Origin of the sequence: Burkholderia sp. Bp8992 (assembly GCF_003853705.1) — a bacterium.
Taxonomy (GTDB): Bacteria; Pseudomonadota; Gammaproteobacteria; order Burkholderiales; family Burkholderiaceae; genus Burkholderia.
In genome coordinates, this window is sequence record NZ_QTQI01000037.1 from 31,613 (window position 1) to 58,293 (window position 26,681).

Consider the following 26,681-nt stretch of genomic DNA (forward strand, 5'->3'; position numbering starts at 1 on the left):
CGCGCGCGTGAACGACGCACCGCCGCCCCTCGTCGAGATCAGCCACGTCGCGAAGTCGTACCGGCGCGGCAACCAGATCGTGCCCGTGCTGACCGACATCACGCTCGACATCGGCGAAGGCGACTTCGTCGCGCTGATGGGGCCGTCGGGCTCCGGCAAGAGCACGCTGCTGAACCTGGTGGCCGGCATCGACCGGCCCGACAGCGGCGAGCTGCGCGTGGGCGGCCTCGACATCTCGCGGCTCGCGGAGGCGCAGCTGGCCGAATGGCGCGCGGCGAACGTCGGCTTCATCTTCCAGTTCTACAACCTGATGCCCGTGCTCACCGCGTTCGAGAACGTCGAGCTGCCGCTGATGCTCACGCACCTGTCGCGCCGCGAGCGGCGCGAACGCGTCGAGCTCGTGCTCGACATGGTGAACCTCGGCGACCGCACCAGCCACTACCCGTCCGAGCTGTCGGGCGGCCAGCAGCAGCGCGTCGCGATCGCACGCGCGCTGATCACCGACCCCGTGGTGATCGTCGCCGACGAGCCGACCGGCGACCTCGACCGCGCGTCGGCCACCGACGTGCTCGCGATGCTGCAGCGGATGAACGCCGAGCTCGGCAAGACGATCATCATGGTGACGCACGACGCGCACGCGGCCGGCGCCGCGCGCTCGCTCGTGCATCTGGAAAAAGGGGAGCTGATCGATGGGCACGCCGGCTGAGCGGCGGCGGGAGCGCGCGCGATGCATGTGCTGAAGCTGATCGCGCGCAACGCGCTGCGCCACCGGCTGCGCACGCTGCTGACCGTGCTCGGGCTGACCATCGCCGTGCTCGCGTTCGGGCTGCTGCATACCGTGGTCGACGCGTGGTACGCGGGTGCGGCCGCCGCGTCCAGCGGGCGGCTCGTCACGCGCAACGCGATCTCGCTCGTGTTTCCGCTGCCCGTCAGCTACGAGAACCGGATCCGCGGCGTCGACGGCGTGACGGCCGTCGTCCGCTCGAACTGGTTCGGCGGCATCTACCGCGACCCGAAGAACTTCTTCGCGAGCTTCGCGGTGTCGGAGAACTATCTCGACCTGTATCCGGAATTCATCATCCCGGCGCAGCAGCGCGCCGACTACGACCGCGACCGCCGCGGCTGCCTCGTCGGCCGCCAGCTCGCGGCGCAGTTCGGCTTCAAGGTCGGCGACGTGATCCCGTTGAAGGGCACGATCTACCCGGGCACGTGGGATTTCGTCGTGCGCGGGATCCTCGACGGGCGCGACGACTCGACGATCACGCGCCAGCTGGTGTTCCACTGGGACTACCTGAACGAGACGGTGCGCAAGCGCACGCCGAAGCAGGCCGACCAGGTCGGCGTGTTCGTGCTCGGCGTCGCGAACCCCGACGACGGCGCATCGATCGCGCGCAACGTCGACACCGTGTTCAAGAACTCGCTCGCCGAGACGCTGACCGAGACCGAGCAGGCGTTCCAGCTCGGCTTCGTCGCGATGTCGAACCAGATCATCGCGGCGATCCGCCTGGTGTCGTATGTGGTGATCCTGATCATCATGGCCGTGATGGCGAACGCGATGGCGATGAGCGCGCGCGAACGCACGGCCGAGTACGCGACGCTGAAGGCGCTCGGCTTCGGCCCCGGCTTTCTCGCGCTGATCGTGTTCGGCGAATCGGTCGTGATCGCCGTGGCCGGCGGCGCGCTCGGGATCCTCGCGACACCGCCCGCCGCGAGCCTGTTCAAGCAGGCGGCCGGCGGCATCTTCCCGGTGTTCAAGGTGTCGGCCGAGACGGTCGCGCTGCAGGCCGCATGCTCGGTCGCGGTCGGCTTCGCGGCCGCGATCGTGCCGGCGTGGCAGGCCGCACGCGTGCGTGTCGTCGAAGGCCTGCGGGCGATCGGGTAACGACGCGCATGGCGATCCCGCTCAGCTACATCGCGCGCAACCTGTGGACCCGGCGCCTCACCACCGCGCTCACGGCGGGCGGGATGGCGCTCGTGATCTTCGTGTTCGCGACCGTGCAGATGCTCGACGCGGGGCTCACGCAGACGCTCGTGTCGACCGGCGAACCCGACAACGCGGTGGTGATCCGCAAGGGCGCCGAGACCGAGATCCAGAGTTCGATCGACCACGCGCAGGCCAACGCGCTCGAGATGCACCCGGCCGTCGCGCTCGGCCCCGACGGCCGGCCGCGCGTGTCGAAGGAAGCCGTCGTACTGATCTCGCTCGTGAAGACGTCGACCGGCAAGCCGTCGAACGTCGTGATCCGCGGCGTGTCGCCGGCCGGGCTCGCGCTGCGCCCGCACGTGACGCTCGCGGCCGGCCGGATGTTCGCGCCCGGCTCGTCGGAGATCATCGTCGGCAGCGCGATCGCGAAAGGCTTCAGCGGCACGCAGCTCGGCGACCGCCTGCATTTCGCGCAGCGCGACTGGACCATCGTCGGCCTCTTCGACGCGGGCGGCAGCGGCTTCGACTCGGAGATCTGGGGCGACGTCGACCAGTTGATGCAGTCGTTCCGGCGCACCAGCTATTCGTCGATGGTGCTGCGCATCCCGAGCGCCGACGGCTTCGCGCGCTTCAAGGCCGACATCGACGTCGACCCGCGGCTGACCGACGAGGCGAAGCGCGAGCAGACGTTCTACGGCGACCAGTCGAAGTCGCTGTCGACGTTCATCAACATCCTCGGCATCACGCTGTCGACGATCTTCTCGATCGCCGCGATGATCGGCGCGATGATCACGATGTACGCGTCGGTCGCGAACCGCGTGGCCGAGATCGGCACGCTGCGCGCGCTCGGCTTCAAGCGCAGGAACGTGCTCGCCGCGTTCCTGCTGGAAGCGCTGCTGCTCGGCTTCGTCGGCGGCGTCGCGGGGCTCGCGTGCGCGTCGCTGATGCAGTTCGCGTCGTTCTCGACCACCAACTTCCAGACCTTCTCCGACCTGTCGTTCCGCTTCGTGCTGACGCCCGCGATCGTCGTGAAGACGCTGCTGTTCTCGCTCGTGATGGGGCTCGTCGGCGGGTTCCTGCCGGCGATGCGCGCCGCGCGGCTGAAGATCGTCGACGCGCTGCGCGCGCAGTAACGCAATGACGCGCGCAGCCGTTCATCAGCTTGAGCGCGGCACCCACGCGCCGTGGAACCCGGCCGGCACGCGGCGCGGCAGGTGCACGGTCGCGACCGGCCCCGCGTCGATCGCGCGTGCATCGAGGATCACGACGTCGCTCGTATCGGTCGCCGCGCGGTAGACCATCACCAGCAGCCAGCCGTCGTCCTCGCCGGTGCCGCCCGCGCGCGGCACGAACACCGGCTCGCCGTTCTGGTCGCCGGCCGGCACCGCGTAGTGCGTCGTCGTGCCGCGCAGGTGATCGAAGCGCATCACGCCGCGCATTTCCGCGTTGTTCGGCTGCTCGACCGCATACAGGTAGCGGTAGCGGCGCCCCGTCAGGCTTTCGTTGATGCGCGGCAGCTCGATGCCGCCGTCGGCGAGCGGCCCTTCGTCGACCAGCCCGTTCGCCGTATCGATCACGTAGCGCCACAGCTCGCCGACCGGGTTGTCGGCGAAGCGGCCCGTGCGCGGGTCGAGCCGCAGGAACGACGGATAGCGCACCGCGTCGAGCACGATGCACGACGCGTCGCAGTCGTACGCGTTCACGACGTGCTGGATGAAGCACGGCTCGACCTCGAACCAGCGCACCGCGCCGCCGTGGCGCGGCATCACGCCGATGCGCGCGGGCCGGTCGTCGTGCCAGCGCAGCGGCATCCGGTGGCCCTGTTTCAGCAGCGAGAAGTCGTAGCCGACGTTCAGGTCGAGCAGCAGGCTGCGGGTTTCGGTGATCGCGAGGTCGTGCATCATCGACGGCGCATCCAGGTCGATCTCGACGTCGACACGCTGCACGCCGTGCGCATCGATCACGCCGTAGCGCAGCCACGGCGCGCGCCAGTCCGCACGGAACGTCATCAGCTCGCCGGTCACCGGGTCGACCTTCGGATGCGCGGTCATCCCGCCGCCGAAGACCGCATGCCGCGCCGGCACGCCGAGCGAATCGAGCGCGACCGTGATCGCGAGCGGCGCGCCGCCCTCGGCCAGCGCGAGCAGCTCGCCCGCATGCTGCAGCACGTTCACGTTCGGATTCGTGTCGGGCAGCTGCGGCGCCTGCGCGGGCGCATGCACGGCCGCCCAGCGCTGCGTGCGCGCCCAGCGGTTCCGGTAGCCGGTCGCGCGGCCGTCGTCGAACGCGATCGCGTGCAGCATCGCGGCTTCCGGCCACCACGACAGCATGTCGCTGCCTTCGAAGCGGCCGTCCGGCGGATTCGGGCCGTTGCGCAGCAACGTGCCGTCGAGTTCGCGCGGAATGGCGCCCGTCACGCGCAGGTCGACGATATCGGCTTCGTCGGCGACCGGCGCGATCGCGCCGCGGTTCAGGTCGAATACGGTCATTGCGTCGGCGCTCCGTCAGCAATCTTCGGCGGACGGCGGCAGGTCGCCGCGCGCCAAGGCGAGCGCATGGTCGCGCACGTCGTCCGGCCAGTCGGCAACCAATTCCGCCAGACGCGCCGGATCGTTCGCATACAGCGCCCGCGCGGCCTCCTCGAAACCGGGCAGGTCGCCCGCCATCGCCGACATGAAGTGGTAGGCGCGCGCCTGCGCATCGCGGTGCCGGTCGGCCGCCGCATGCGTGCGCCGCGCGTCCTCGACGAGCTTGCGCAGTGCAACCGACGCGCCGCCCGGCTGCGCGCCGAGCCATTCCCAGTGACGCGGCAGCAGCGTGACCTCGCGCGACACGACGCCGAGCTTCGGCCGGCCGCGGCCGCGCGGTTCGCCGGCGCCGGACAGCTCGCCGGCAGCGCCGGACGGGTCGCCTGACGGCGGTGCATAGCGCGCGCGGATGTCGTCGTCGGTGCCGCGCAGGTCGAGGTCGATCGAGCGGCCCGTCGCATCGTCGAAGATCAGGATCGTGCCCGGCGTCGCCGCGCCGGCAGCCTGCCGGACCGCGAGCGCGACCGTCGCGAGCGGGCCCGACGCGAGCCGCCGGTGGCCGTCGAAGGCCGTGTACGAAGGAAGGAGCGTGGAGGTGGTCATCGTGGTCGCCCGCGGGCAGGAATCAGAATGACGCTATTTTTATCCGGGTATTAATTGGATGTCAATATTGCCCGGGTAAAAATTGACGACCGCGCATTCGATTCATTCGGGCGGCCACGGTACGGGTCAGGTCGCGCGAGCAGGAGCCGCGACGCCGCGTGCGCTTGCCAGCGCGTCGTCGAGCGACACATGCCCTTCGAACGCCAGCGATGCCGGCAGCGGCAGGTTTTCCTCGATTGCGTGCGCGAACTGCACGCCTGCATCGTCGGCGAGCCGTGCGCGCAGTGCGGCGACACGCGGGAACGCATCGCGCTCGAACACCGCGTGATAGTCGGCCCAGCGCGCGATCCCGGCGAAGTAAGCGTCGGCCAGCGTACGCCGCGCGCCCAGCAGCCACGGGCCCTCGCCGCGTTCGAGCAGCGCTTCGAGCTGCCGGTGCGCCTTCAGCACCTTGCCGCGGCCGTATGCCTGCAGCGCCGCTTTCTCCGCGCCCTCGGTGTCGTGTTCGTATACGTACCAGAGCGCGCCGAACGCGTTGAAGAACGTCGTGTTCAGCCATGCGAGCATCCGGTTCAGCCGGTCGAAATCCGCGCTGCCCTGGCGAAACGCGAGGCCGCTGTCGAGCGCCTGCGCGCCGATGTGGCCGAGGATCGCGAGGCTTTCGGTCAGCACGTCGCCGTTCGCGGTGACGAACGCCGGCGTCTCGGCGACGGGGTTCAGCGCGAGGTACGCGTCGCTCGTCACGGCGCCGGGCATCGTGATGCGCGACAGCCGGTACGGGTGGCCGATCCATTCGAGCGCGACGATCGAGCCGAACGAGCAGCCGGCGGGAATGCCGTAGAGAAGGATGGGAGACATCGGAGGATTCCGCAGAAGTTGAACGAGCAATCATGCTCCCACGGCGAACGATGACGCAGTAGCCGCTAAAATTGAAACCCATCGTTTCTTCACGTGGACGCTGAAAGTGAATCTGAACGATCTCTACCTGTTCGTGCAGGCGGTCGATGCGGGCAGCATGTCGGCAGCGGCGCGCCGGCTCGACCTGCCGAAATCGACCGTCAGCAAGCGCGTGGCCGAACTCGAGCGCACGCTCGGCGCGCGGCTCGTGCATCGCACGTCGCGCAGCTTCCGGCTGACGCCGGTCGGCACCGAATTCTTCGAGCATGCACGCGCGGCCGTGATCGAGGCCGACAGCGCGCGCGACGCGGTGCTGCGGCAGGCCGCCGAGCCGGCCGGCATCGTGCGGCTCACGAGTTCGGTGCCGGTCGCGCAGCACATCCTCGCGCCGTGCCTGCCGGCGCTGGCGATCGCGCACCCGAAGCTGCTGTTGCAGGTTCACGCGAGCGACCGCCTCGTCGACATCGCGCAGGAAGGCTTCGACATCGCGGTGCGCAGCCATTTCGCGCCGCTGCCCGATTCCGCGCTCGTGCAGCGTCCGCTCGCGGCCTCGCCGATCATCGCCGTGGCATCGCCGGCCTACCTCGCGCGTGCCGGGATCCCGGACGAGCCCGCCGATCTCGCGCGGCACGACGGCCTCCACCCCGGCCAGCAGCCTTGGCGGCTGCAGCGTGGCAGCGACACCGTCGACGTGGCGCCGCGCATCCGCCTGCAGGCCGACGAATCGACGCTGCTGCTGCAGGCGGCGACGGCCGGCCTCGGCATCGCGTGCCTGCCCGACTGGATCGCGGGCACCGCGCTCGCGTCCGGCGCACTCGTGCGCGTGCTGCCGGGCTGGCGCACGGGCACCGTCACGACGACGCTGCTGATGCCGCACCGCCGCGGCCAGTTGCCCGGCGTGCGCGCCGCCGTCGAGTTTCTCGCGCAGCATGTGGCGCGCCATCACGGTACCGGCGCGGACGACGCGCGCCCCTGAGCGATCGCGGATCCGATCGATTCAAATGCTGAATCGATCAAGTCAGCAATTGGCATGAAAGCGCAAATGACGACATGACAGAATGGCCCGGACGCCCTGCCTGCTTCGGCGTCCGGTGCCTGCCCTCGAACCGGCGGCATCCGCACACATCACGCGCGCATCGACGCGCCGCCGCACGACGGCACCTTCCGCCCTTCGGAGGAGACAAGTCATGAATCCGCTTCACGCGCTGCCGGCGTCCGCGTCGGCGACGGCCCGGCGCACGCGCGTGCGCTGGCTCGTGCTGACCGTCCTGTTCGCGGTCACGACGATCAACTACGCGGACCGCGCGGCGATCGCGATCGCGGGCCCGAGCCTCGCCCGCGCGCTGCACCTGAGCCACGTGCAGATCGGCTTCATCTTCTCCGCGTTCGGCTGGTCTTACGTGGCCGCGCAACTGCCCGGCGGCTGGCTGCTCGACCGCTACGGATCGCGCATCGTCTACGCATTCAGCATCTTCTTCTGGTCGCTGTTCACGCTGCTGCAGGGCTCGATCGGCTTCTTCGGCGGCGCGGCCGCGTTCGCGCTGCTGTTCGGGCTGCGCTTCCTGGTCGGTGCGGCCGAGGCGCCGTCGTTCCCGGCCAACAGCCGGATCGTGTCCGCGTGGTTCCCCGCCGCCGAACGCGGCACCGCATCGGCGATCTTCAACGCCGCGCAATACGCGGCGACCGTCGTGTTCGCGCCGCTGATGGGCTGGCTCGTGCACGCGTTCGGCTGGCAGTCGGTGTTCGCGGTGATGGGCGTGCTCGGCTTCGCGTTCGTCCTCGTGTGGAACCGCACGATGTACGACCCGAAGGACCACCCGAACATCAACCGCGCGGAACTCGACTACCTCGCCGAGGGCGGCGCGCTCGTCAACATCGACCAGGCGACGGGCGGGCGCGACGGCGGCCCGTCGATGCGTCACGTGAAAGCGCTGCTGAAGAGCCGGATGCTGATCGGCGTGTACGTCGCGCAGTACTGCATCAACGCGCTCACCTATTTCTTCATCACGTGGTTTCCCGTCTATCTCGTGCAGGCACGCGGGATGTCGATCCTCAACGCGGGGCTCGTCGCGTCGATCCCGGCCGTATGCGGGTTCCTCGGCGGGATCCTCGGCGGCGTCGTGTCCGACGCACTGCTCAAGCAGGGCCGGTCGCTGTCCGTCGCGCGCAAGGTGCCGATCGTGTTCGGCATGCTGCTGTCGATGTCGATGATCGTCTGCAACTACACCGATTCGCACGTGCTCGTCGTGCTGTTCATGGCGCTGTCGTTCTTCGGCAAGGGGCTCGGCGCGCTCGGCTGGGCCGTCAACGCCGACACCGCGCCGCGCCAGATCGCGGGGCTGAGCGGCGCGCTGCTCAACACGTGCGGCAACCTTTCCAGCATCACGACGCCGATCGCGATCGGCTATATCGTCGACCGCAGCGGCTCGTTCAACGGCGCGCTCGTCTATGTCGTCGCGCACGCGCTCGTCGCCGTGATCTGCTACCTGTTCGTCGTCGGCGAGATCCGCCGCGTCGAGCTTCAATGAACGGCGCGGGCCGCGCCGGCCTGTCCGGCGGCCCGCGCGCCACCGGAACCAGGAGCGAACCGATGTCCGAACCCAGCCGTGCCGGCACGCCGCGCGTCACGCGCATGCAGGTGATCCCCGTCGCCGGCCGCGACGGCATGCTGCTCAACCTGTGCGGCGCGCACGCGCCCTACTTCACTCGCAACCTCGTGATCCTCGACGACAGCAGCGGGCATACGGGTGTCGGCGAAGTGCCGGGCGGCGAAGGCATCCGCCACGCGCTCGAGCGCATGACCGATCTCGTGGTCGGCCAGCCGATCGGGCGCTACCAGGCGACGCTCAATGCGGTACGCGCGGCGCTGTCCGGTGCGGGTGCCGGTGCGGGCCGCACGATCCGCCACGAGGTGACGTCGGCCGGCGAAGCGGCGGTGCTGCGGCAGCCGCACGAGATCAACCTGCGGCTCGACAACGTGATCACCGCGATCGAGGCCGCGCTGCTCGACCTGCTCGGCCAGCATCTCGACGTGCCGGTCGCGGCGCTGCTCGGTGAAGGCCAGCAGCGCGACGCGGTGCCGATGCTCGCGTACCTGTTCTACATCGGCGACCGGCGCCGCACCGACCTGCCGTATCGCGACGAGACGCAGGCGCGCGCCCCGTGGTTCCGGTTGCGCAACGAGGCAGCGCTCACGCCGGCCGAGATCGCGCGGCAGGCCGAAGCCGCGGTCGAGCGCTACGGCTTCGCCGATTTCAAGCTGAAGGGCGGCGTGATGGCCGGCGCCGACGAGATGGAAGCGATCGCGGCGATCAAGGCACGGTTCCCCGATTCGCGCACGACGCTCGACCCGAACGGCGCGTGGTCGCTCGACGAAGCCGTCGCGCTGTGCCGCGGGCAAGGCCACCTGCTCGCCTATGCGGAAGATCCGTGCGGGCCGGAAGGCGGCTACTCGGGCCGCGAGGTGATGGCCGAATTCCGCCGCGCGACGGGGATCCCGACGGCGACCAACATGATCGCGACCGACTGGCGGCAGATGGATCACGCGGTGCGGCTGCAGGCGGTCGACATCCCGCTTGCCGATCCGCATTTCTGGACGATGCAGGGCTCGGTGCGGCTCGCGCAGCTGTGCCGCGACTGGGGGCTCACGTGGGGCTCGCACTCGAACAACCACTTCGACGTGTCGCTCGCGATGTTCACGCATGCGGCGGCCGCCGCGCCCGGCACGATCACCGCGATCGACACGCACTGGATCTGGCAGGAAGGCGATGCGCGGCTCACACGCGAACCACTCGCGATCGTCGGCGGCAAGGTGGCCGTGCCGGAGCGGCCGGGGCTGGGGATCGAGATCGACATGGCGCAGGTCGAGGCTGCGCATGCGCTGTACAACGCGGTGGGCGGTACTGCGCGCGATGATGCAGTGGCGATGCGGTATCTGGTGCCGGGGTGGACGTACGATCCGAAACGGCCGAGTTTCGGGCGGGGGTGAGCGAGCGGCTGGCGGCGGGCGTGGTTGCCAAACGCGGGAAACGGCCGCATCCTGCCGGCTGCCTAGACCGGCCCGCGTGGCGGGCGGCTCGGCGGCTCCGTCCACCCGAAGGAAAAGCGCTCGTCATGACGTCTCCCGATCCGACACCGCGACAGATCATCGTCTTCGTCCTGTATTCGGTGCTGTGTCTGCCCGCGAGCATGACCGTCGCCGGTTATGCCGCGACCCGGATCACGCAGAACGTATCGAATTTCGAAGGCGGTGCAGGCTACGCGGCGCTGTGGTGGATCGTCATTCTGACCTGCGTGTTCTACGGGCTGTCGATCGCCCTCTGCGCGCTGCTGCGGAAGAGGATCGTGATTCTCGCGGCCATCACCGTGGCGTTCGCCGTGTTGGCAGTGCCGACGGTCAAGGAAATCCATGACCTGCTGAACTAGCGGGCCACGCGTTTGCGAACGCCGCGCACGCCGGCAGATTCCAAAAACAAAAAGGCCTGATCTTGCGATCAGGCCTTTCAGATTCGTTGGTGGAGCGGAGGAGGATCGAACTCCCGACCTTCGCATTGCGAACGCGACGCTCTCCCAGCTGAGCTACCGCCCCAACAGTCAATCATCATACACACGCATTTCTGCGCTTGGCAATAGGGGTTACGTCACCCCTGAAACGTCACTTTGACGGCGCGCCGGCCAGCACCCATTCGACCACCGAACGGACGTCCGCATCGCTCATGCGCGGATGCGCAGGCATCGGAATCGCGCCCCAGACGCCCGAACCGCCGTCCTTCACCTTCTTCGACAGCTTCGCGACGGCTTGCGGATCGGACTTGTAGCGCGCGGCGATATCCTTGAACGACGGGCCGACGAGCTTGCGGTCCACCGCGTGGCAGCCCATGCAGGCGTTGCTGCGCGCCACCTTCAGGCCGTCGCCGACGTCCGCGTGCGCGGCGCCGAGCGTACCGGCCACGAGTGCAGCGGCCGCGGCACCCTGCACCATCCAGCGCTTCATCTGCTTCATCGGCACGCTCGTCATTGCTTCGGCGCCTTCGGGTTGCCCGGATGCACGTTCGACGAATTCGAGATCGGGGCCGGCGACTGCAGCGGCGCGGACTGCACCGACGCGTCGGGCACGGCGCCGACCGTCGCGGCGTCCGCCGGCGCGGCAGCAGCCGGCACGCCGGACGCGCCGCTCGCCGGCGACGCATCCTGCAGCGCCTGCGCGTCCTGCGGCTTCACGTACTGGAACACCTTCACGACCTTCTCGACACCCGGCACCTGGCTCGCGGCTTCCGCGCCGCGATTGCCTTCGTCCACCGTCACGAGGCCCATCAGGTAAAGGTTGCCGCGTTCGCTGACGACCTTGTAGTAGTTCGCCGAGATACCCTTCGTCGCGATCAGCTCGGACTTCACGCGCCCTTCGAGATACGAGTCGTTCGCGCGCGACGACAGCGACGACGCCGGCTCGACCGACAGCTCGTTGACGATGCCGTTCACGTTGTTGATGCCGCGCACGATTTCCTCGGCGCGCTGCTTCGACGCGTCGTTCGGCACTTCACCCGTCAGCAGCACGCGGCGGTTGAACACCGTCACGTTCACGTGCGACTGGTCCGGCAGCCCGTTGTTGATCTGCGAGAGCGACTTGACCTGGATCTCGCGGTCTTCCGTCTGCGCGCCGAGCGTCCGGCGATCGGTCGCGATCAGCGCGCCGCCGCCGGCCGCTGCGCCCACGACTCCGAGCACACAACCCTGCAGCGACACGGCAAGGCCCGCCGTCATTGCGGCGAGCAGCGTGGTTCTGACGAGCGTCTGTTTGACGCGGCTTTGATTCATCGACGGCTCTCCTTCGTTCAATCCTCACCCAGCAGCATCGCGTCGATGCCGTCGCACAGGCAGTGGATGGTCAGCAGATGGACTTCTTGGATGCGTGCCGCGCGAACGGCGTGCACGCTGATCGGAATATCGGTATCGGACAGCGCGGCCGCGACTGCGTGGCCGTTGCCGCCCGTCAGCGCGACGACGGTCATCTCGCGCTCGTGCGCCTCGTCGATCGCCGCCAGCACGCGCGGCGACGCGCCGCCCGAATCGAGCACCAGCAGGATGTCGCCGGTCTGGCCGAGCACGCGCACCTGCTGCGCGAACAGCTGCTCGGCGGCCACCGCACCCATGAGGCCGGCCTGCGACGCATCGGTGGCCAGCGCGATCGCGGGCAGGCCCGGACGCTCGCGCTCGAAGCCGCCGACGAGCGACGCGGCGAGATACTGCGCGGCGGCGGCCGACGGGCCGTCACCGCATGCGACGATCTTGTTGCCGTTCGCCAGCGCGGCGAACATCGCGTCGACCGCGGCCGCGATCGGCAACGACAGCGCGTCGGCCGCTTCGGCGTGAAGCGCGGCGCTGTCGTGGAATTGTTGCTGAATACGTTCGACTGACATCGATTCCTGGTGAACTGGGCGCGTGGCACATATCGCGCGACATCGTGGGTGCGGCGAGTTTACCGTACTCCGGCACCCTCTCCGGCGGTCCGGCAAGAACTCTTTACATCTCGTCACACGTCGCGGCTACGCATCGTCGGTACGAAATGCGTCGCGCAGCCACGCAAGCCGGCCGGCCTCGAACGCGACGACGTCGAACCGGCACGCGGCACCGGCACCGTGCCGCGCCCAGAACTGCAGCGCCGCCGCGACGAGACGCCGCCGCTTGCGCCAGCCGACGCTCGCGGCCGCGCCGCCGTGCCGGACACTGCGCCGCGCGCGCACCTCGACGAACACCAGCATGCCGTCGGGCTCACGCATCACGAGATCGAGCTCGCCGCCGCGCAGCGTCACGTTCGCCGCGACGAACCCGAGGCCGCGCCGCTCGAGAAACTGCCGCGCGCGCTGCTCGAACGCGGCGCCGACCGGTTTGGATCGCACCGCACCGGAAAAGTTGTCGCCCGCGCGCGCCAAACCGCGCCCGTCGCCCGGGCCGGCCGGCGCCGCGTGGCACAATGCCGACCTTGTTCCGCTTGCGCCGCGATTGCGTGCATTGCCTGCCATGACTGCCCTCCTCGAACTCGCGCATACGCAGCACTACCCGGACGCCGCGCTTTACGTTGTCGCCACGCCGATCGGCAATACGGCCGACATCACGCTGCGCGCGCTGCACGTGCTCGGCCTCGCCGACCGCATCGCGGCCGAAGACACCCGCAACACGGGCCAGCTGCTCGCCCGCTACGGGATCTCGAAGCCGCTCCTGGCCGTGCACGAGCACAACGAACGCGAAGCCGCACAGCGCGTGATCGAACTGCTGCGCGGCGGTGAACGCGTGGCCTACGTATCGGACGCCGGCACGCCCGGCATCTCGGACCCCGGCGCGCGGCTCGTCGACGCGGTGCGCGCGGCCGGCTTCGCGGTAATCCCGCTGCCGGGCGCGAGCGCGGCCGTGACCGCGCTGAGCGTGGCCGGCGACTGGGCCGGCGCGTTCACGTTCGCGGGCTTCCTGCCGCCGAAGGCCAGGCAGCGCGCAACCGCGCTGCAGGCGCTGGTGTCGCACCCGTATGCGCTGGTGTTCTACGAAGCGCCGCACCGGATCGCCGAAACCGTCGCCGCGCTCGCCGATGCGTTCGGCCCCGCGCGCCGGCTGCTGATTGCGCGCGAACTCACCAAGCTACACGAGCAGCTGTTCCAGGGCACCCTGGCCGAAGGACAGACCTGGCTTGCCGGCGATGCGAACCGGCAGCGCGGCGAGTTCGTGCTGGTCGTCGAAGGCGCGCCGGCGGCGAGCGGCGAAGCCGACGACACCGCGCACGATGCGCTGCTCAAACTGCTGCTGGAAGAAGTGCCGGTGAAGAGCGCGGCCAAGCTCGCGGCCGCGCTGACGGGCGCGTCGCGCAACACGCTGTATGCGCGTGCGCTCGCGCTGAAGGAAGGCTGACGCGCGACATTGCCGCGCCGAAACGACAAAGGGCTGCCGGAAGGCAGCCCTTTGTACTTGATGCGTGATCCCTGAATGCGTGAGCGGACGATCCGCCGCGTTACTTCGCCGAGATCGACGCCAACATTTCGTCGCGTGCCTCGCGCGCTTCCTGCGGCGACAGTCCTTCGATCTTCACGCGGCCCGTGCCGGCGTGCACGAGGCCGATCACCTTGGCAGCGGCATACGACAGGTCGAGCACACGGCCGCGCTTGAACGGCCCGCGATCGTTGACCTTCACGACGACCCACTTGCCGGTCGACGAGTTCGTCACCTTGATGTACGACGACAGCGGCAGCGTGCGGTGGGCGGCGGTGAACGCGTTCATGTTGAAGCGCTCGCCGTTCGCGGTGCGGCGGCCGTGGAAATCCCGCCCGTACCACGAAGCGCGGCCCGTCTGGCGGAAGTCGGACACATCCTTGCCGTCGATCGGCTCGGCGTCGGCCAGCGACGACTTCTTCGCGTCCTTGCTGTCTGTAGCCGGCATCGATGCCAGCGCGGAATCGAAATTGAGTTGCTTGTCGGCATCCGCCTTCGCGGCAGCGGCCGTCTTGTCGACTGCGTTCTTCTGGTTCGCGCTGCTGGTGGTCTGGCTGGGTGGCACCGCGCAGCCCGTCAGCGCAAAAAATAATGCAATGGTCCCGAATCGACTCGGAAAACGTAAATTCATCGACGTGTCGCCTTCTGGTTCGGGCCGCTCCTTCACGACGCTGCGTCACGACGCAGGCGCGCGGCCCGGACGGCAAATGCGTGCACGCCCCGCTCGGATGCGAGCAGGCGGCTAGCATGGGCGCGGCTTTCGTCTAGGCCGCAACCGTCCTGATTAGTTTTCACGTCTGGCGCAACCTGTCCCCAACAGCCTGACCAGACCCCACATGCCGCCATCGAACATGGTTTCACGTTCGCGCGCGTCGATACGACCAACGCACGGGAACGGCGGCACAGGCCTCATCCGGCGGCGCGGCAGCTGGGCCGCAAGGCGGGCGCGCAGCACCCGGCCGGACAAGACGTGAGCACCGAATATCGGTGCTGGATACACCGCCGGACTCCCCGGCGGCTGATGCTTGACGGTGAATCGGACGCCTCTTTTAACGGGGCCGAAACACCAGCGAATGGCATGAAATTCACGCGCAATGGAGCGCATTATACATAAATCAAAACCTTGTCTCGAAATGCACCCCCGGCGGACCATTGATTCTCACTATGGGTGTAACAATCGACATGCTCAGGGAATGCCCGTATCCGCGCGTCGCTACATGCGCCGCACGAACGGCAGGCGGCGCGTGCGACCGGTACAATCGCTCCTTTTAGCCGCCGGTGCCTCCATGAAAGTCACGCTCATTCCGGTCACGCCGTTCCAGCAGAACTGCTCGCTGCTCGTCTGCGAGAAAACGGGCCGTGCCGCCGTCGTCGATCCGGGCGGCGATCTCGATCGGATCCAGCAGGAAGTCGCGCGGCAAAACGTTCAGGTCGAGAAAGTGCTGCTCACGCACGGGCACATCGATCACTGCGCGGGCGCGAAGACGCTCGCGACGCACTACGGCGTACCGATCGAAGGGCCGCAGGAAGAAGAACGCTTCTGGATCGAGAAGTTGCCGATGCAGAGCGAACGCTTCGGCTTCCCGGCCGCCGACATCTTCGAGCCCGACCATTGGCTGAACGACGGCGACACCGTGCAGTTCGGCGACGAGACGCTCGAGGTCTATCACTGCCCGGGCCACACGCCCGGCCATGTCGTGTTCTTCAGCCGCGCGCATCGCGTCGCGATCGTCGGCGACGTGCTGTTCGCCGGCTCGATCGGCCGGACCGATTTTCCGCGCGGCAACCACGAGGATCTCGTCCGTTCGATCAAGGAAAAGCTGTGGCCGCTCGGCGACGACGTCACGTTCGTGCCGGGCCACGGCCCGGTGTCGACGTTCGGCGACGAGCGCCGCACGAACCCGTTCGTGTCCGACAAGGTATTCGGATGAACCAGACCGCCATCCCGGAAATCTACGTCAGCACCGACGTCGAGGCCGACGGCCCGATTCCCGGCCCGCACTCGATGCTCAGCTTCGCGTCGGCCGCCTACACCGAGGACAAGCAGCTGATCGCGACATTCTCGGCCAACCTCGAGACGCTGCCCGGCGCGCAGGCGCACCCGGTGCAGGAAGCGTGGTGGAAGACCGAACCCGACGCGTGGGCCGCGTGCCGGCGCGACCTGCAGGCGCCCGAGGCGGCGCTGGTCGCGTACGTCGACTGGGTCGAGGCGCTGCCCGGCAAGCCCGTGTTCGTCGCGATGCCGGCCGGCTTCGATTTCACGTTCATGTTCTGGTACATGATGCGCTTCGCGGGGCGCTGCCCGTTCTCGTGGTCCGCGCTCGACATCAAGACGCTCGCGTTCGCGATGACGGGCCTGCCGTACCGCAAGGCGATCAAGCCGCGCTTTCCGAAGCACTGGTTCGACGACCATCCGCATACGCACGTCGCGCTCGACGACGCGATCGAGCAAGGCGCGCTGTTCTGCAACATGCTCGCCGACCTGCGCCGGCAGCAGGCCGCGCTGGCAGGCCTCGCCGTGTCGGACACCGATCGGTCGGACAAGGCGGGGGCGGGACAAAACCCCACGGATCCGCGAGCAAATTAGCGAATCTCGCTCACCAGCGCCACACCAGATTGCCTTTCCTTTTCCGGCCCTCTAACATTCAGCATGTTGTTGCTGCCGCATGGAGGCGCAGGTGACGCTCGATTCCTTTTCGCAAAAAATCCTTCGCCTGTTGCAGCTCGACGCGCGCCGTTCCGTACAGGAAATTTCCGACCAGGTCGGCCTGTCGAGCACGCCGTGCTGGCGCCGCATCAAGGACATGGAACAATCAGGCGTGATCCAGCGCTACACGGCGCTGCTCGATCGCGAGAAGCTCGGCCTGCACGTCTGCGCGCTCGCGCACGTGCACCTCACGCGCCACAACGAAGGCGGCGTCGAGCAGTTCGAGCGCGAGATCGCAACCTGCCCGGAAGTCACCGAGTGCTACAGCACGACGGGCGAAGCCGATTACATCCTCAAGATCGTCGCGCCGGACATCAAGGCCTACGACGTGTTCCTGCACGAACGCATCTTCAAGATCCCGGCCGTGTCGCAGGTGCGCACGAGCGTCGTGCTGCGCGAAATCAAGTTCGACACGCAACTGCCGCTGTAACGCGCAGGCCGGCCCGGCTGGCGCTCGGCGAGCGCGATTGCCGGCCGCCGGTCACGCCTGCACGGGCATCGCGCGCGTGAAGCCGATCCGGCGCGCACCGAACTCGCGCTCCAGCGCGCCGACGTCGATCCGGCCGGCCAGCGCCGCATCGGGTTCGCGCGGATCGCTGGCGAGCGTCACGTCGATCTCGAGCCCCGTACTCAGGTAATGCAGGTTGATCGCCGTCGCCTGCAGGCCGCGCTGCGCGAGCGCGGCCTCGAGCCGTGCCGCGATCTCGCCGCGCGGCGGCAGCGCGAGCGCCGGGCGGCGCGCCGCGTCGTTCTCCGGGTCGACGTGAATCAGCGCATCGAGCACGCGCGGGTCGGTCAGCACGCGCGCACGCGCGGTTTCGGCAATGTAGTGCCCTTCGGAGACGGAGATCTTCGGATCGACGAGGATGTGCGCGTCGACGAGCGCGGCATCGCCCATCTTGCGCGTACGCAGGTCGTGCACGTCGCGCACGCCCGGCGTCGCCGCGAGCAGCGCGCGGATCTCGGCCGTGTCGGCCGTGTCGAGCGCGCGGTCGGACAGGTCCTGCAGCGCGTCATAGCCGAACGTCCAGCCCATCCGCGCGACCATGAAGCCGACGATCGCGGCCGCGATCGGGTCGAGCAGTTTCACGCCGGCCAGGCTGCCGACGATGCCGATGGCGACGACCAGCGACGACGCGGCATCCGAACGTGCATGCCACGCGTTCGCGACGAGCATCGCCGAACGCACGCGCCGCGCCTCGCGCAGCATGTAGCGAAACAGCGCCTCTTTCGACACGAGCACCGTCAGCGCGACGATCAGCGCGGAGAAATGGACGGCCGGAATGTTTTCGAGATTAACGAGGCGATCGCCGGCGCGCCAGAGCATGCCGATCCCGACTGCAATCAGGATCGCGCCGAGAAACAGCGACGCGACCGTCTCGTAGCGGCTATGGCCGTAATTGTGGTCGGCATCCGGCGATGCACCGCTGTGGCGATTCGCAACCAGCACGACAAAATCCGAGATCAAATCGGATATCGAATGCACGCCGTCGGCAATCAATGCCTGCGAATGCGCAATCGTACCGACGACGATCTGAAATGTCGCAAGCACGACATTCAGCACAATACTGACGAGCGTGCTCTTGCGCGCAACGGCGTGCTTATCTGCGCTCTGCGCGTCGCCGGAAAACGTGGACATGAAATATGAGATATCGGTGAGCGATGCGCAATTCTATCAAACGCGCCTCGCGAACCCGCCCAATACCCACAAATTTCTTATTTAAATCAATCGCTTATGCGAACGTGTCGCATTTTCATTCACATTGAATCATTACATTTTCATGACACTGCTTGCACACCGGCGGTGCCCGGAAACAAAAAAGCCGCGCTCCTGAACGGACACGCGGCTCTTTTGAAGCGCAGGCGACTTAAACAAACGCTTAAATCGCAAACTGCTCGCGGTTCTTGCCGGCAATCCAGCGCGGCGGCTTGCCACGGCCCGACCACGTCGCGCCCGTTTCCGGATCGCGGTACTTCGCGGCCACGCCTGCGCGCGGACGGCCAACCTTGCCTGCCTTCGCGCGGCTGAGACCGAGTTCGGCGAGCGAAAAGCCGTAGTCGGCAATTTTCTGCTTCACGTCATTCAGCACTTCAGCGTATTCACGCGACTTCGCTTCTTCGATTTGCTTCTCCAGCTTCTCCCGCTGGGCCAGCAGGTCCTTGTAAGAAGACATAGTTTCCCTTTCTATCTGACTAATGGCGCCGGTCTGCAGCCAGCTCACCATTCATGAAATATATGTGCCTCGGATTTTCGAAGGCAGAGATTAGCACAAAAAAGATTTGATAGAAGCGAGATTCACGAAAATCCCGAGACCAATTGTAATTCGCACATGTCAATTTGACCGGCCGCGGCCTTTTCTCAAATTTTTACGTCCGTGTACAGAGATTAGGACATTAGCGATTGTCTATTAGGTCTATCAACATACGCAATTACCCTGTATTCGGAAAAATAGAAGCTTTCATCGGACGACAGTTTTGCTAAAAATCACATGACGTGGTTTGCTAAACGGACAAGTCACTGACCCGCGACGTCACGTCACATCGCGCGCGCATGCAATCAGCCGGTCGCGCAGCGCGCCGATATCGGCCGACGGCGCATCGAATGGCGTGCGCACGCGGCGGCCGTCGTATCGCCAGTCGGCACCGTGACGATCGACGCCGAGCAGGTCGAGCCCGTCGCGCCGTGCGTCGCCGGCGTCGTAGGCGTTCCACAGCGCCTGCTCGTCGTCGAACGCGAGCGGCGGCGATGCGCCGAGATGCGTGCCCTCGACCCAGCCCATCCGCCCGAACCCGCCGATATAGCGCAGCCGCTCGATATCGAGCGCCCAGAACGAGAAATCGCCGAGTGCGAGATAGCGCGCGGCGTCCGGCTCGTAGCGCAGGTAGCGCGCAGCGGCATGCGGATCGTCGCCGAGCGGCACGAACCGGCCGAGCAGCGTCGCGCGCTCGGCATTCAGCACGTCGCCATCCGGCGCGTCGACGACCAGGAAGCCCGACCGCGGATCGGCGGCGAGATTGCGCGTGTGCTCGGCCAGGCCGCTGACGAGGATCACGGGCCGATGGCTTGCATCGGGCGCAAACGGGACGACCGTCGGATACGGGAAACCCTGCGGTTCGCGCGTATGGGTGGCGAGCGTGCCGAGCGCGCAACGGTGCAGCAAATGCAACGCGAGGGCGGGATCGATGTTCAAGAGGACTCCTGCGGTCGAAGGGCGGCGCATCGTTCATGCCGCATGCACTTCGATGTTACCCGCCGATGCGGCGCGCCGCGCGTCGGCCAGACGGCCGATGCAGCCCGTTCAGCCGATCGTCGGCGGAACGGGCAGCGCCCGGCAGGATCGTAAGCGGTTCGATAGAATCGGACAATTCCGACGGACGCCACGTGCGTCCGTACATTTCCCGACGAGCCTTCCCGTGTCCGAATCCTCTTCTCCGCAGTCGTCGTCCCCGTTCGCCGCGCCGCCCGACGCGCATCGCGTGCTGCCGCTGGCGGCCCGCCAGCGCGCGCGCACGGCGTCGATGGCGCTGTTCTTCGTCGCCGGCATGATGTACGCGTCATGGGGCGTGCACGTGCCGACCGTGCGCGACAAGTTCGCGCTGAGCCCCGGCCTGCTGTCGATCGCGCTGTTCGCGGTCGCCGGCGGCTCGATCGCCGCGATGCTGACCGTCGCACGCTGGATCACCCGCGTCGGCTCGCGCACCGCGTGCCTCGCCGGCGGGCTCGTGATGTCCGCGTGCGCGGCGCTGATTCTCGTCGTGCCCGACTACGGGATGCTGCTCGCGGTGCTCGCGCTGTTCGGCTTCTCGATGGCCACGCTCGACGTCGCGATGAACGCCGAGGCCAGCGCGGTCGAGATCGCGCTCGGCAAGCCGATCATGTCGTCGCTGCACGGGATGTTCAGCATCGGCGGGATGTCCGGCGCGGCCGCCGGCGGCGCGCTGCTGTCGGCCGGCATGGCGCCGGCCGTGCATCTCGCGCTCGCGGCGGCCGTGAGCGCCGCGGTGCTCGTGGCCGCCAGCCCGGCCGTGCTGCCGCAGGTGCCGCACCACGAACACGCGCACGGCGGCGGCAATCGCTGGCGCTCGGCCGCGTTGTGGATGCTCGGCGGCATCGCGCTGATCGCACTGGTCGCCGAAGGCGCGATGTACGACTGGGCGACGGTCTACATGCGTGACGTGGTCGCCGCGAGCCCCGCGCTCGCGAGTGCCGCGTATGCGGCGTTCTCGGGCGGGATGGCCATCGCCCGCTTCGCGGGCGACGCCGTGCGTGCGCGCTTCGGCGCGCCGCAGCTCGTGTTCGCGAGCGCGTCGCTCGCGTGCGCGGGGATGATCGGCGCGCTGCTGCTGCCGAATCCGGTCGTGGTGCTGACCGGTTTCACGCTGATGGGCCTCGGCCTCGCGAACATGATGCCCGTGCTGTTCGCCGCCGCCGCGCGCGTGAAGGGCATCCACGCGGCCGAAGGGCTCGCGCACGTGGCCGGGCTCGCGTATTTCGGACTGCTGTTCGGTCCGGTCGTGATCGGTGCGGTCGCACAGGCCGCGAACCTGACGATCGGCCTGTCGGTCGTCGCGCTGTGCGCGGCGCTCGTCGCGATCATCGCGCCGAAGGTGCTCGCGCACCTGAAGATCTGACGGCACGGCACCCGCCGGGCCGAACGGCCAAAAAGAAAGCGCGCATGCGTTGCCGCATGCGCGCTTTCACCCCTTCTGTTGACCGCTCGTCGCGTTACATCTTCACTTCGTCGAGCAGCGACTTCTTGCCGCTCTTGTAGTTGTACAGCGAGATCACGCCGTGCTGCAGGTCGCCCTTCGAGTCGAAGGTCGTCGTGCCGATCACGCCCGTGTACTTCGTCGCCGGCATTGCCGCGAGGATCTTCGCCGGATCCGTCGAGTCCGCGCGCTTCATCGCGTCGGCGATGATGTACACGGCGTCATACGTGAACGGTGCGTAGATCTGGATCGGCTGGCCGAAGCGCTTCTCGTACTTCGCCTTGAACGCGCCGCCGCCCGGCATCTTCTCGAGCGAAGCACCGGCTTCCGAGCACACGATGTTGTCGGTCGCGTCGCCGGCCAGGTCGGCCAGCTTTTCCGTGCACACGCCGTCGCCCGCGAAGATCTTCGCGCGCAGGCCGAGCTGCTTCGCCTGCTTCGCGAACGGGCCGCCGGTGGCGTCCATGCCGCCGTACATGATCGCGTCCGGGTTCTCGCCCTTGATCTTGGTCAGAATCGCGCGGAAGTCGACTGCCTTGTCGTTCGTCGCGTCGTGCGACAGCACCTTCAGGCCGAGCGCCTTCGCCTTCTTCTCGAACTCGTTCGCGAGACCCTGGCCGTATGCGGTCGAATCGTCGACCACCGCCACGCTCTTGACACCCTTGGAGTGCGCGTAGTTCGCCAGTGCCGGACCTTGCTGCGCATCGGTCGCGACCACGCGATACGTGGTCTTGAAGCCTTGCTGCGTGTAGGCCGGGTTGGTCGCCGACGGCGAGATCTGCACGATGCCCGCATCGCTGTAGATCTTCGAGGCCGGGATCGACGTGCCCGAGTTCAGGTGGCCGACCACGGCGACGACCTTGTCGTCGACGAGCTTCTGCGCAACCTGCGTGGCCTGCCGCGGGTCGGCCGCGTCATCCTGCGGGTCCAGTTGCAGCGTGATTTTCTGGCCGCCGACCGTGAGGCCCTTCGCGTTGATCTCTTCGACTGCGAGACGTGCGCCGTTTTCGTTGTCCTTGCCCAGGTGTGCAATGCCGCCCGTCAACGGCGCGACGTGGCCGATCTTGACGACTTGATCGGCGGACGCGTTGCTTGCAGCTGCAGCACACAGCATCGCCGCTGCGGTGATCGGCAACAGCTTTTGCATCTTGATATTCATGTAAGTCTCCAGTTCGGTCCCAATAAACGCCATCGCCCGGTGCCCCGCTGCCATCCCTGTGTTTGCAATCACTGGACGATTCGCCGGTTGCATCCTTCATGCACTTGGCCTCAAGCACGTGGGGAAACAGCCGCTTTTAGCAACCGCCCCCCGTACTTGCGCGCAAGTGTAGGTGATCAAATTAATTTGTGGGACTTTTTTGGGCTAGTGGTAACACTACTGATATGCACGCTTTGGAATGAAGACTCGAATATCGTCGCAAGCCCCGCCGGATAAGGGTTTCCGCTAATTCCGGGCGATCTGCTGAAAGGTCGTTTCAAAGCATTCCCGGGGCATTTCGATTCAGTATTTTGTGCCCGGCATCGTTGAATGAAACGCGCGTGACAACACGCGCGTTTCGTCGTCCGATATCAATGGTTCGGACGGTCGAAGCAGCGTTCAGGCGAACGACGCACGCCATTCCGCGTCGAGCGCCGCGACGAGCTGCGACGTCGTCAGCGCCTCGCCGCGCCGCCGCGCGAGCGGCGCGCCCTGCCCGGCCCACAGCGACAGGTAGTCGCCGTCGTTCGCACGCGCGGCGGCCTGGCGCAGCGGCTGCGTCAGCGCGTTCTGCACCGGGTACGGCGCGACGTCGGCCTCGTGTTCGCCGAGCCGCGCCATCAGCGTGTTGCGCAACCCGCGCGCGTGGCGGCCGGTGATCGCGCGCGTGACTTGCGTCGACGTATCGGTGCTCGCGAGCAGGCGCGCCTTCCAGTCCGCCGCGATCGCGCTTTCCGTACAGGTGAGGAACGCGGTGCCGAGCTGCGCGCCCTGTGCGCCGAGCGCGAGCGCGGCCGCGACCCCGCGGCCATCCATGATGCCGCCCGCGGCGAGCACGGGCAGGCCGGTCGCGTCGACGAGCTGCGGCACGAGCGCGAGCGTGCCGATCAGCGCATCGTCGGCGGAACCGATGAACGTGCCGCGATGGCCGCCCGCCTCGGCACCCTGCGCGGACAGCGCATCGGCGCCGGCTGCCTGCCACGCGAGCCCTTCGGCCACGTGCGTCGCGGTGCCGATCACGTAGGTGCCGGCCGCCTTCAGGCGCGCGACGTCGGCCGCGTCGAGCACGCCGAACGTGAAGCTCGCGACCGGCACGCGCAGCGCGACGAGCGCATCGAGCTGCACGCGGAAGTCGGGCGCGTAGCGGGCCGGCGCCGTGCCCGGCGGCAGGCCGAGCGTCGCGTTCAGCGGGTCGATCGCGGCCAGTGCGCGCGCGACGGTCGCCGCATCGGGCGCGGCGTCATCGGGCAACACGAACAGGTTGATCGCGAACGGGCGATCGGTCGCCGCGCGGATCGCCGCGACTTCGGCCTCGATACGCTCGGGCGCGAGCGCGCCGGCGCCGAGACTGCCGAGCGCGCCGGCGTTCGATGCGGCGGCGACCATCGCGGTCGTGGTCGCGCCGACCATCGGCGCCTGCACGAGCGGCAGGCGCAGGCCGAAGCGTTCGGAAAAGGCGGTGGAAAACAGACGGGCAGACATGGCGAATCCTTCGATGACGATGCGCGAAAGCGCTTTGTAAAGGCCGGTACATCGACTCTATCGAAGCGGCGCAGCGCCGAAAAATGAATAATCGAGATCGAAACGATCGCTGCGCGAGAAGCGGGCGTGTGCACTGCAGCACCCGACGATTGGTGGCACACTAGGCCGCCCTCTTTCACTCCGGGGTGCGCATCGCGCATCCCGTTCGCCAGGAGTTCAGAACGTGACTGCCCAATGGATCGACATCCCGACCGGTAACGACAGCTTCGGCGGCTATCTCGCGCTGCCCAAGCGCGGCCAGGGCCCTGCCGTCATCATCATCCAGGAGATCTTCGGCGTGAACTCGCACATCCGCGCGGTCGCCGAGCAATACGCGTCCGACGGCTTCGTCGCGCTCGCGCCGGACGTGTTCTGGCGCACGCAGCCGCGCGTCGAGCTGACCTACGACGGCGCGGATCGCGACAAGGGCATCGAGCTGATGAAGAAGACCGACGTCGGTCTCGCGGTGGCCGACATCGGCGCGGCGGCCGACGCGTTGCGCGCGCGCCCCGAAGTGGCCGGCAAGGTCGCCGCAATCGGCTACTGCTTCGGCGGCCAGCTCGCGTACCGCGCCGCCGCGACCGGCAAGCTCGACGCGGCGGTGTCCTATTACGGCGGCGGCATCCAGAACGCACTCGACCTCGCCGGCAAGGTCACGCAGCCGATCCTGTTCCACTACGCGGAAAACGACCATGGCATCCCGCTCACGGCCGTCGACCAGGTGAAGGCCGCGTTCGCCGGCCACGGCCACGCGTCGTTCCACGTGTACGCGGGCGCCGAGCACGGCTTCAACTGCACGGACCGCGCGTCGTACAACCAGCGCGCGGCGGCGCTCGCGCACGGCCGCACGCTGACGTTCCTCGCCGAGCACCTGTAAATAACGCCCGGCCGCGGGCCCGGCGCGCCGGGCCCGCGTTATGCTCCCATCATCGCCACGCGTCACAACGGGGGTGACTGCGATGCACTCGGACTATCTCGCGCATGACGCGACTGGCCTCGCGGCGCTCGTGCGCGACCGCAAGGCCAGCCCGCGCGAACTGCTCGACGCCGCGATCGGCCAGGCCGAAGCGGTCAACGGCGCGATCAACGCGATCGTGCTGCAGGATTACGAAGCCGCGCGCCAGCGCGCGACCGCCGCGCCCGAACCCGGCGCCGACGCGCCGTTCGCGGGCGTGCCTTATCTCGTCAAGGATCTCGGTGCGGCCGTCGCCGGGCTGCCGCTGTCGATGGGCAGCCGGCATTACCGGTATTTCGTGCCGGCCGACGATTCGCCGGTGATCGCACGCAGCCGCGCGGCGGGCCTGAACGTGTTCGGCAAGACCAACACGTCGGAAATCGGCCAGATGCCGTACACCGAACCCGAGTTGTTCGGCGCGTGCCGCAATCCGTGGAATCTCGATCACACGCCCGGCGGCTCGAGCGGCGGCGCCGCGGCGGCCGTCGCGGCCGGCATCGTGCCGCTCGCGCATGCGTCCGACGGCGGCGGCTCGATCCGCATCCCCGCATCGTGTTGCGGGCTGTTCGGCCTGAAGCCGAGCCGCAACCCGGCGCTCGTCGACCTGCCGTCGAACGGCGAGCTCGTCGTCCAGCACGCGGTATCGCGCAGCGTGCGCGACAGCGCACTGCTGCTCGACGTGACGACCGGCCAGACGCTGCCGACCGGCGCGCCCGGCACCTTCCTCGGCGCGCTCGACACGCCGCCCGGCCCGCTGCGGATTGGCCTCGTCGTCGATCCGATGCTCGCGCCGGCGCTCGCCGACGACACGCGTGCGGCGCTCGACGATGCGGCCGCACTGCTCGAATCGCTCGGCCACCATGTCGAGCCGGCGACGTTGAACATCGACTACGCGCGTGCGGCCGAGACCTTCCTCACGCTGTGGGCGACGATCGCCGAAGAGATGGTGCTTGGCGCACGCGAACTGACGGGCCGCACGCCGCGACGCGGCGAATTCGAGGCCGCGACGTGGGCGATGGCCGTGGTCGGCCGGCGCCTCGCGCGCACGCGCCTGCCGGACGTGCTCGAATGGCAGCGTCAACTGACCGTGCAGGTGTCCGGCCTCGTGTCGCGCTACGACGCGATCCTGTGCGCGTCGCTCGCCGCGCCGCCGGTGAAGATCGGCGAGCTGCAGCCGACGCCGTTCGAATCCGCGCAGATGAAGCTGCTTGCCGCGCTGCCGGTGAAACCGCTGCTGAAGGAAATGCTCGCGAAGTCGTCGGAGAAGGCGTTCGCGTGGGCCGGCTGCACCGAGCTATTCAACCTGACCGGCCAGCCGGCGATGTCGGTGCCGCTCTACTGGAATGCGCGCGGGCTGCCGATCGGCGTGCAGTTCGCCGCGCGCCACGCCGACGAAGCGTTGTTGCTGAAGCTCGCGCGGCAGCTCGAACAGGCGCGGCCGTGGTTCGACCGCCGCCCGCCGCTGATGCAGGCGCAGCGCTGACGCGGGCAAGCGCCTCCGCCGCATGTCACGCATCAACCGTCACGATGAAAAAAAAGGTTCATCGCGGATTACCGGGGAACGCGGCACGGATTTTGAGGAAGAAGTATTCCTCGTCGCGGTACCCGTAAGCCCGACGCTTGATGACCTTGATGGTGTTGTTGATGCCCTCGACGACACTGGT

28 protein-coding genes and 1 tRNA gene are annotated in these 26,681 nt (G+C 68.0%); 14 read left to right on the forward strand and 15 right to left on the reverse strand.

Annotation, left to right across the window (positions count from 1 at the left end; all coding sequences use genetic code 11):
• Positions 1-7: 7 nt before the first annotated feature.
• The 3 genes from DIE03_RS34425 to DIE03_RS34435 are packed head-to-tail and all read left to right on the forward strand — an operon-like array spanning position 8 to position 3,057.
• The gene (locus tag DIE03_RS34425; RefSeq protein WP_124456567.1) at positions 8-706 is read left to right on the forward strand and encodes an ABC transporter ATP-binding protein; all 699 of its coding nucleotides are present in this window, start codon (positions 8-10) and stop codon (positions 704-706) included.
• Positions 707-727: 21 nt separating this feature from the next.
• Positions 728-1,882, forward strand: coding sequence for an ABC transporter permease (locus tag DIE03_RS34430; protein ID WP_124456568.1), 1,155 nt, complete (start codon positions 728-730; stop codon positions 1,880-1,882).
• Between the two features lie 8 nt (positions 1,883-1,890).
• Positions 1,891-3,057, forward strand: coding sequence for an FtsX-like permease family protein (locus DIE03_RS34435; RefSeq protein ID WP_124456569.1), 1,167 nt, complete (start codon positions 1,891-1,893; stop codon positions 3,055-3,057).
• Between the two features lie 24 nt (positions 3,058-3,081).
• Here the strand turns inward: DIE03_RS34435 and DIE03_RS34440 are convergent, their stop codons facing one another.
• From DIE03_RS34440 to DIE03_RS34450, 3 genes are all read right to left on the reverse strand, one after another.
• Positions 3,082-4,413: a carotenoid oxygenase family protein gene (locus tag DIE03_RS34440; RefSeq protein WP_124456570.1), complete on the reverse strand. Its 1,332-nt coding sequence runs from the start codon at positions 4,411-4,413 to the stop codon at positions 3,082-3,084.
• 15 nt (positions 4,414-4,428) lie between these two features.
• A complete protein-coding gene (locus DIE03_RS34445; protein ID WP_124456571.1) occupies positions 4,429-5,055 on the reverse strand; it encodes a DUF2239 family protein in 627 nt (208 codons plus the stop codon).
• Between the two features lie 126 nt (positions 5,056-5,181).
• Positions 5,182-5,913 (reverse strand): glutathione S-transferase family protein, encoded by a 732-nt coding sequence (locus DIE03_RS34450; protein ID WP_124456572.1) that lies wholly within the window; start codon positions 5,911-5,913, stop codon positions 5,182-5,184.
• A 100-nt stretch (positions 5,914-6,013) separates the two neighbouring features.
• On the opposite strand from DIE03_RS34450, the gene DIE03_RS34455 reads away from it, so the two are divergent.
• The 4 genes from DIE03_RS34455 (at position 6,014) to DIE03_RS34470 (ending at position 10,377) form a co-directional block, all read left to right on the forward strand.
• Complete coding sequence (locus DIE03_RS34455) at positions 6,014-6,928, forward strand: LysR family transcriptional regulator (RefSeq protein ID WP_221623709.1); 915 nt, start codon at positions 6,014-6,016, stop codon at positions 6,926-6,928.
• A 211-nt stretch (positions 6,929-7,139) separates the two neighbouring features.
• Complete coding sequence (locus tag DIE03_RS34460; protein WP_124456574.1) at positions 7,140-8,480, forward strand: MFS transporter; 1,341 nt, start codon at positions 7,140-7,142, stop codon at positions 8,478-8,480.
• A 62-nt stretch (positions 8,481-8,542) separates the two neighbouring features.
• The gene (locus tag DIE03_RS34465; RefSeq protein ID WP_124456575.1) at positions 8,543-9,940 is read left to right on the forward strand and encodes an enolase C-terminal domain-like protein; all 1,398 of its coding nucleotides are present in this window, start codon (positions 8,543-8,545) and stop codon (positions 9,938-9,940) included.
• Entirely contained in the window at positions 9,937-10,377 is a 441-nt protein-coding gene (locus DIE03_RS34470) for a hypothetical protein (protein ID WP_260434995.1), read from the forward strand. Before DIE03_RS34465 ends, DIE03_RS34470 begins: the two co-directional genes overlap by 4 nt.
• A gap of 87 nt (positions 10,378-10,464) precedes the next feature.
• Here DIE03_RS34470 and DIE03_RS34475 read toward each other — a convergent pair.
• From DIE03_RS34475 to DIE03_RS34495, 5 genes are all read right to left on the reverse strand, one after another.
• Positions 10,465-10,540, reverse strand: a tRNA-Ala gene (locus DIE03_RS34475).
• Between the two features lie 66 nt (positions 10,541-10,606).
• Complete coding sequence (locus DIE03_RS34480; RefSeq protein ID WP_409364442.1) at positions 10,607-10,954, reverse strand: c-type cytochrome; 348 nt, start codon at positions 10,952-10,954, stop codon at positions 10,607-10,609.
• Positions 10,955-10,965: 11 nt separating this feature from the next.
• Positions 10,966-11,766 (reverse strand): BON domain-containing protein, encoded by an 801-nt coding sequence (locus DIE03_RS34485; protein ID WP_124456577.1) that lies wholly within the window; start codon positions 11,764-11,766, stop codon positions 10,966-10,968.
• 17 nt (positions 11,767-11,783) lie between these two features.
• Positions 11,784-12,368 (reverse strand): SIS domain-containing protein, encoded by a 585-nt coding sequence (locus DIE03_RS34490; protein WP_124456578.1) that lies wholly within the window; start codon positions 12,366-12,368, stop codon positions 11,784-11,786.
• A 126-nt stretch (positions 12,369-12,494) separates the two neighbouring features.
• The gene (locus DIE03_RS34495) at positions 12,495-12,923 is read right to left on the reverse strand and encodes a YraN family protein (protein ID WP_185658284.1); all 429 of its coding nucleotides are present in this window, start codon (positions 12,921-12,923) and stop codon (positions 12,495-12,497) included.
• A 46-nt stretch (positions 12,924-12,969) separates the two neighbouring features.
• On the opposite strand from DIE03_RS34495, the gene rsmI reads away from it, so the two are divergent.
• Complete coding sequence (gene rsmI, locus DIE03_RS34500) at positions 12,970-13,848, forward strand: 16S rRNA (cytidine(1402)-2'-O)-methyltransferase (protein WP_124456580.1); 879 nt, start codon at positions 12,970-12,972, stop codon at positions 13,846-13,848.
• Positions 13,849-13,948: 100 nt separating this feature from the next.
• Here the strand turns inward: rsmI and DIE03_RS34505 are convergent, their stop codons facing one another.
• Positions 13,949-14,557, reverse strand: coding sequence for a septal ring lytic transglycosylase RlpA family protein (locus tag DIE03_RS34505; protein WP_124456581.1), 609 nt, complete (start codon positions 14,555-14,557; stop codon positions 13,949-13,951).
• 655 nt (positions 14,558-15,212) lie between these two features.
• Between DIE03_RS34505 and DIE03_RS34515 the strand changes: the two genes are divergently transcribed.
• The 3 genes from DIE03_RS34515 (at position 15,213) to DIE03_RS34525 (ending at position 17,063) form a co-directional block, all read left to right on the forward strand.
• The gene (locus DIE03_RS34515) at positions 15,213-15,857 is read left to right on the forward strand and encodes an MBL fold metallo-hydrolase (protein ID WP_124456583.1); all 645 of its coding nucleotides are present in this window, start codon (positions 15,213-15,215) and stop codon (positions 15,855-15,857) included.
• Positions 15,854-16,513 (forward strand): exonuclease, encoded by a 660-nt coding sequence (locus DIE03_RS34520; RefSeq protein WP_124456584.1) that lies wholly within the window; start codon positions 15,854-15,856, stop codon positions 16,511-16,513. The genes DIE03_RS34515 and DIE03_RS34520 overlap by 4 nt, the downstream gene beginning before the upstream one ends.
• Positions 16,514-16,592: 79 nt before the next feature.
• Positions 16,593-17,063: an Lrp/AsnC family transcriptional regulator gene (locus tag DIE03_RS34525; RefSeq protein WP_006477376.1), complete on the forward strand. Its 471-nt coding sequence runs from the start codon at positions 16,593-16,595 to the stop codon at positions 17,061-17,063.
• 51 nt (positions 17,064-17,114) lie between these two features.
• On the opposite strand, the gene DIE03_RS34530 is transcribed toward DIE03_RS34525, so the two are convergent.
• The 3 genes from DIE03_RS34530 to DIE03_RS34540 all read right to left on the reverse strand — a co-directional run bounded on the left by DIE03_RS34530 (position 17,115) and on the right by DIE03_RS34540 (position 19,824).
• On the reverse strand, positions 17,115-18,272 hold the full coding sequence (locus DIE03_RS34530; protein ID WP_124456585.1) for a cation diffusion facilitator family transporter: 1,158 nt from the start codon (positions 18,270-18,272) through the stop codon (positions 17,115-17,117).
• A gap of 241 nt (positions 18,273-18,513) precedes the next feature.
• Entirely contained in the window at positions 18,514-18,807 is a 294-nt protein-coding gene (locus tag DIE03_RS34535) for an H-NS family nucleoid-associated regulatory protein (RefSeq protein WP_006491875.1), read from the reverse strand.
• A gap of 357 nt (positions 18,808-19,164) precedes the next feature.
• Positions 19,165-19,824 (reverse strand): HugZ family protein, encoded by a 660-nt coding sequence (locus tag DIE03_RS34540; protein ID WP_124456586.1) that lies wholly within the window; start codon positions 19,822-19,824, stop codon positions 19,165-19,167.
• Between the two features lie 223 nt (positions 19,825-20,047).
• Between DIE03_RS34540 and DIE03_RS34545 the strand changes: the two genes are divergently transcribed.
• On the forward strand, positions 20,048-21,265 hold the full coding sequence (locus DIE03_RS34545; protein ID WP_124456587.1) for an MFS transporter: 1,218 nt from the start codon (positions 20,048-20,050) through the stop codon (positions 21,263-21,265).
• 94 nt (positions 21,266-21,359) lie between these two features.
• Here DIE03_RS34545 and DIE03_RS34550 read toward each other — a convergent pair whose 3' ends face one another.
• Entirely contained in the window at positions 21,360-22,502 is a 1,143-nt protein-coding gene (locus tag DIE03_RS34550) for a branched-chain amino acid ABC transporter substrate-binding protein (protein WP_124456588.1), read from the reverse strand.
• 438 nt (positions 22,503-22,940) lie between these two features.
• A complete protein-coding gene (locus tag DIE03_RS34555; protein WP_124456589.1) occupies positions 22,941-24,023 on the reverse strand; it encodes a nitronate monooxygenase family protein in 1,083 nt (360 codons plus the stop codon).
• A gap of 223 nt (positions 24,024-24,246) precedes the next feature.
• Between DIE03_RS34555 and DIE03_RS34560 the strand changes: the two genes are divergently transcribed.
• Together DIE03_RS34560 and DIE03_RS34565 are read left to right on the forward strand one after the other, a co-directional pair.
• A complete protein-coding gene (locus tag DIE03_RS34560) occupies positions 24,247-24,939 on the forward strand; it encodes a dienelactone hydrolase family protein (RefSeq protein ID WP_124456590.1) in 693 nt (230 codons plus the stop codon).
• An 82-nt stretch (positions 24,940-25,021) separates the two neighbouring features.
• Positions 25,022-26,500: an amidase gene (locus tag DIE03_RS34565; RefSeq protein WP_124456591.1), complete on the forward strand. Its 1,479-nt coding sequence runs from the start codon at positions 25,022-25,024 to the stop codon at positions 26,498-26,500.
• A gap of 58 nt (positions 26,501-26,558) precedes the next feature.
• On the opposite strand, the gene DIE03_RS34570 is transcribed toward DIE03_RS34565, so the two are convergent.
• Positions 26,559-26,681: transposase (locus DIE03_RS34570; protein ID WP_143329487.1), on the reverse strand; the 123-nt coding region annotated here is incomplete at its 5' end.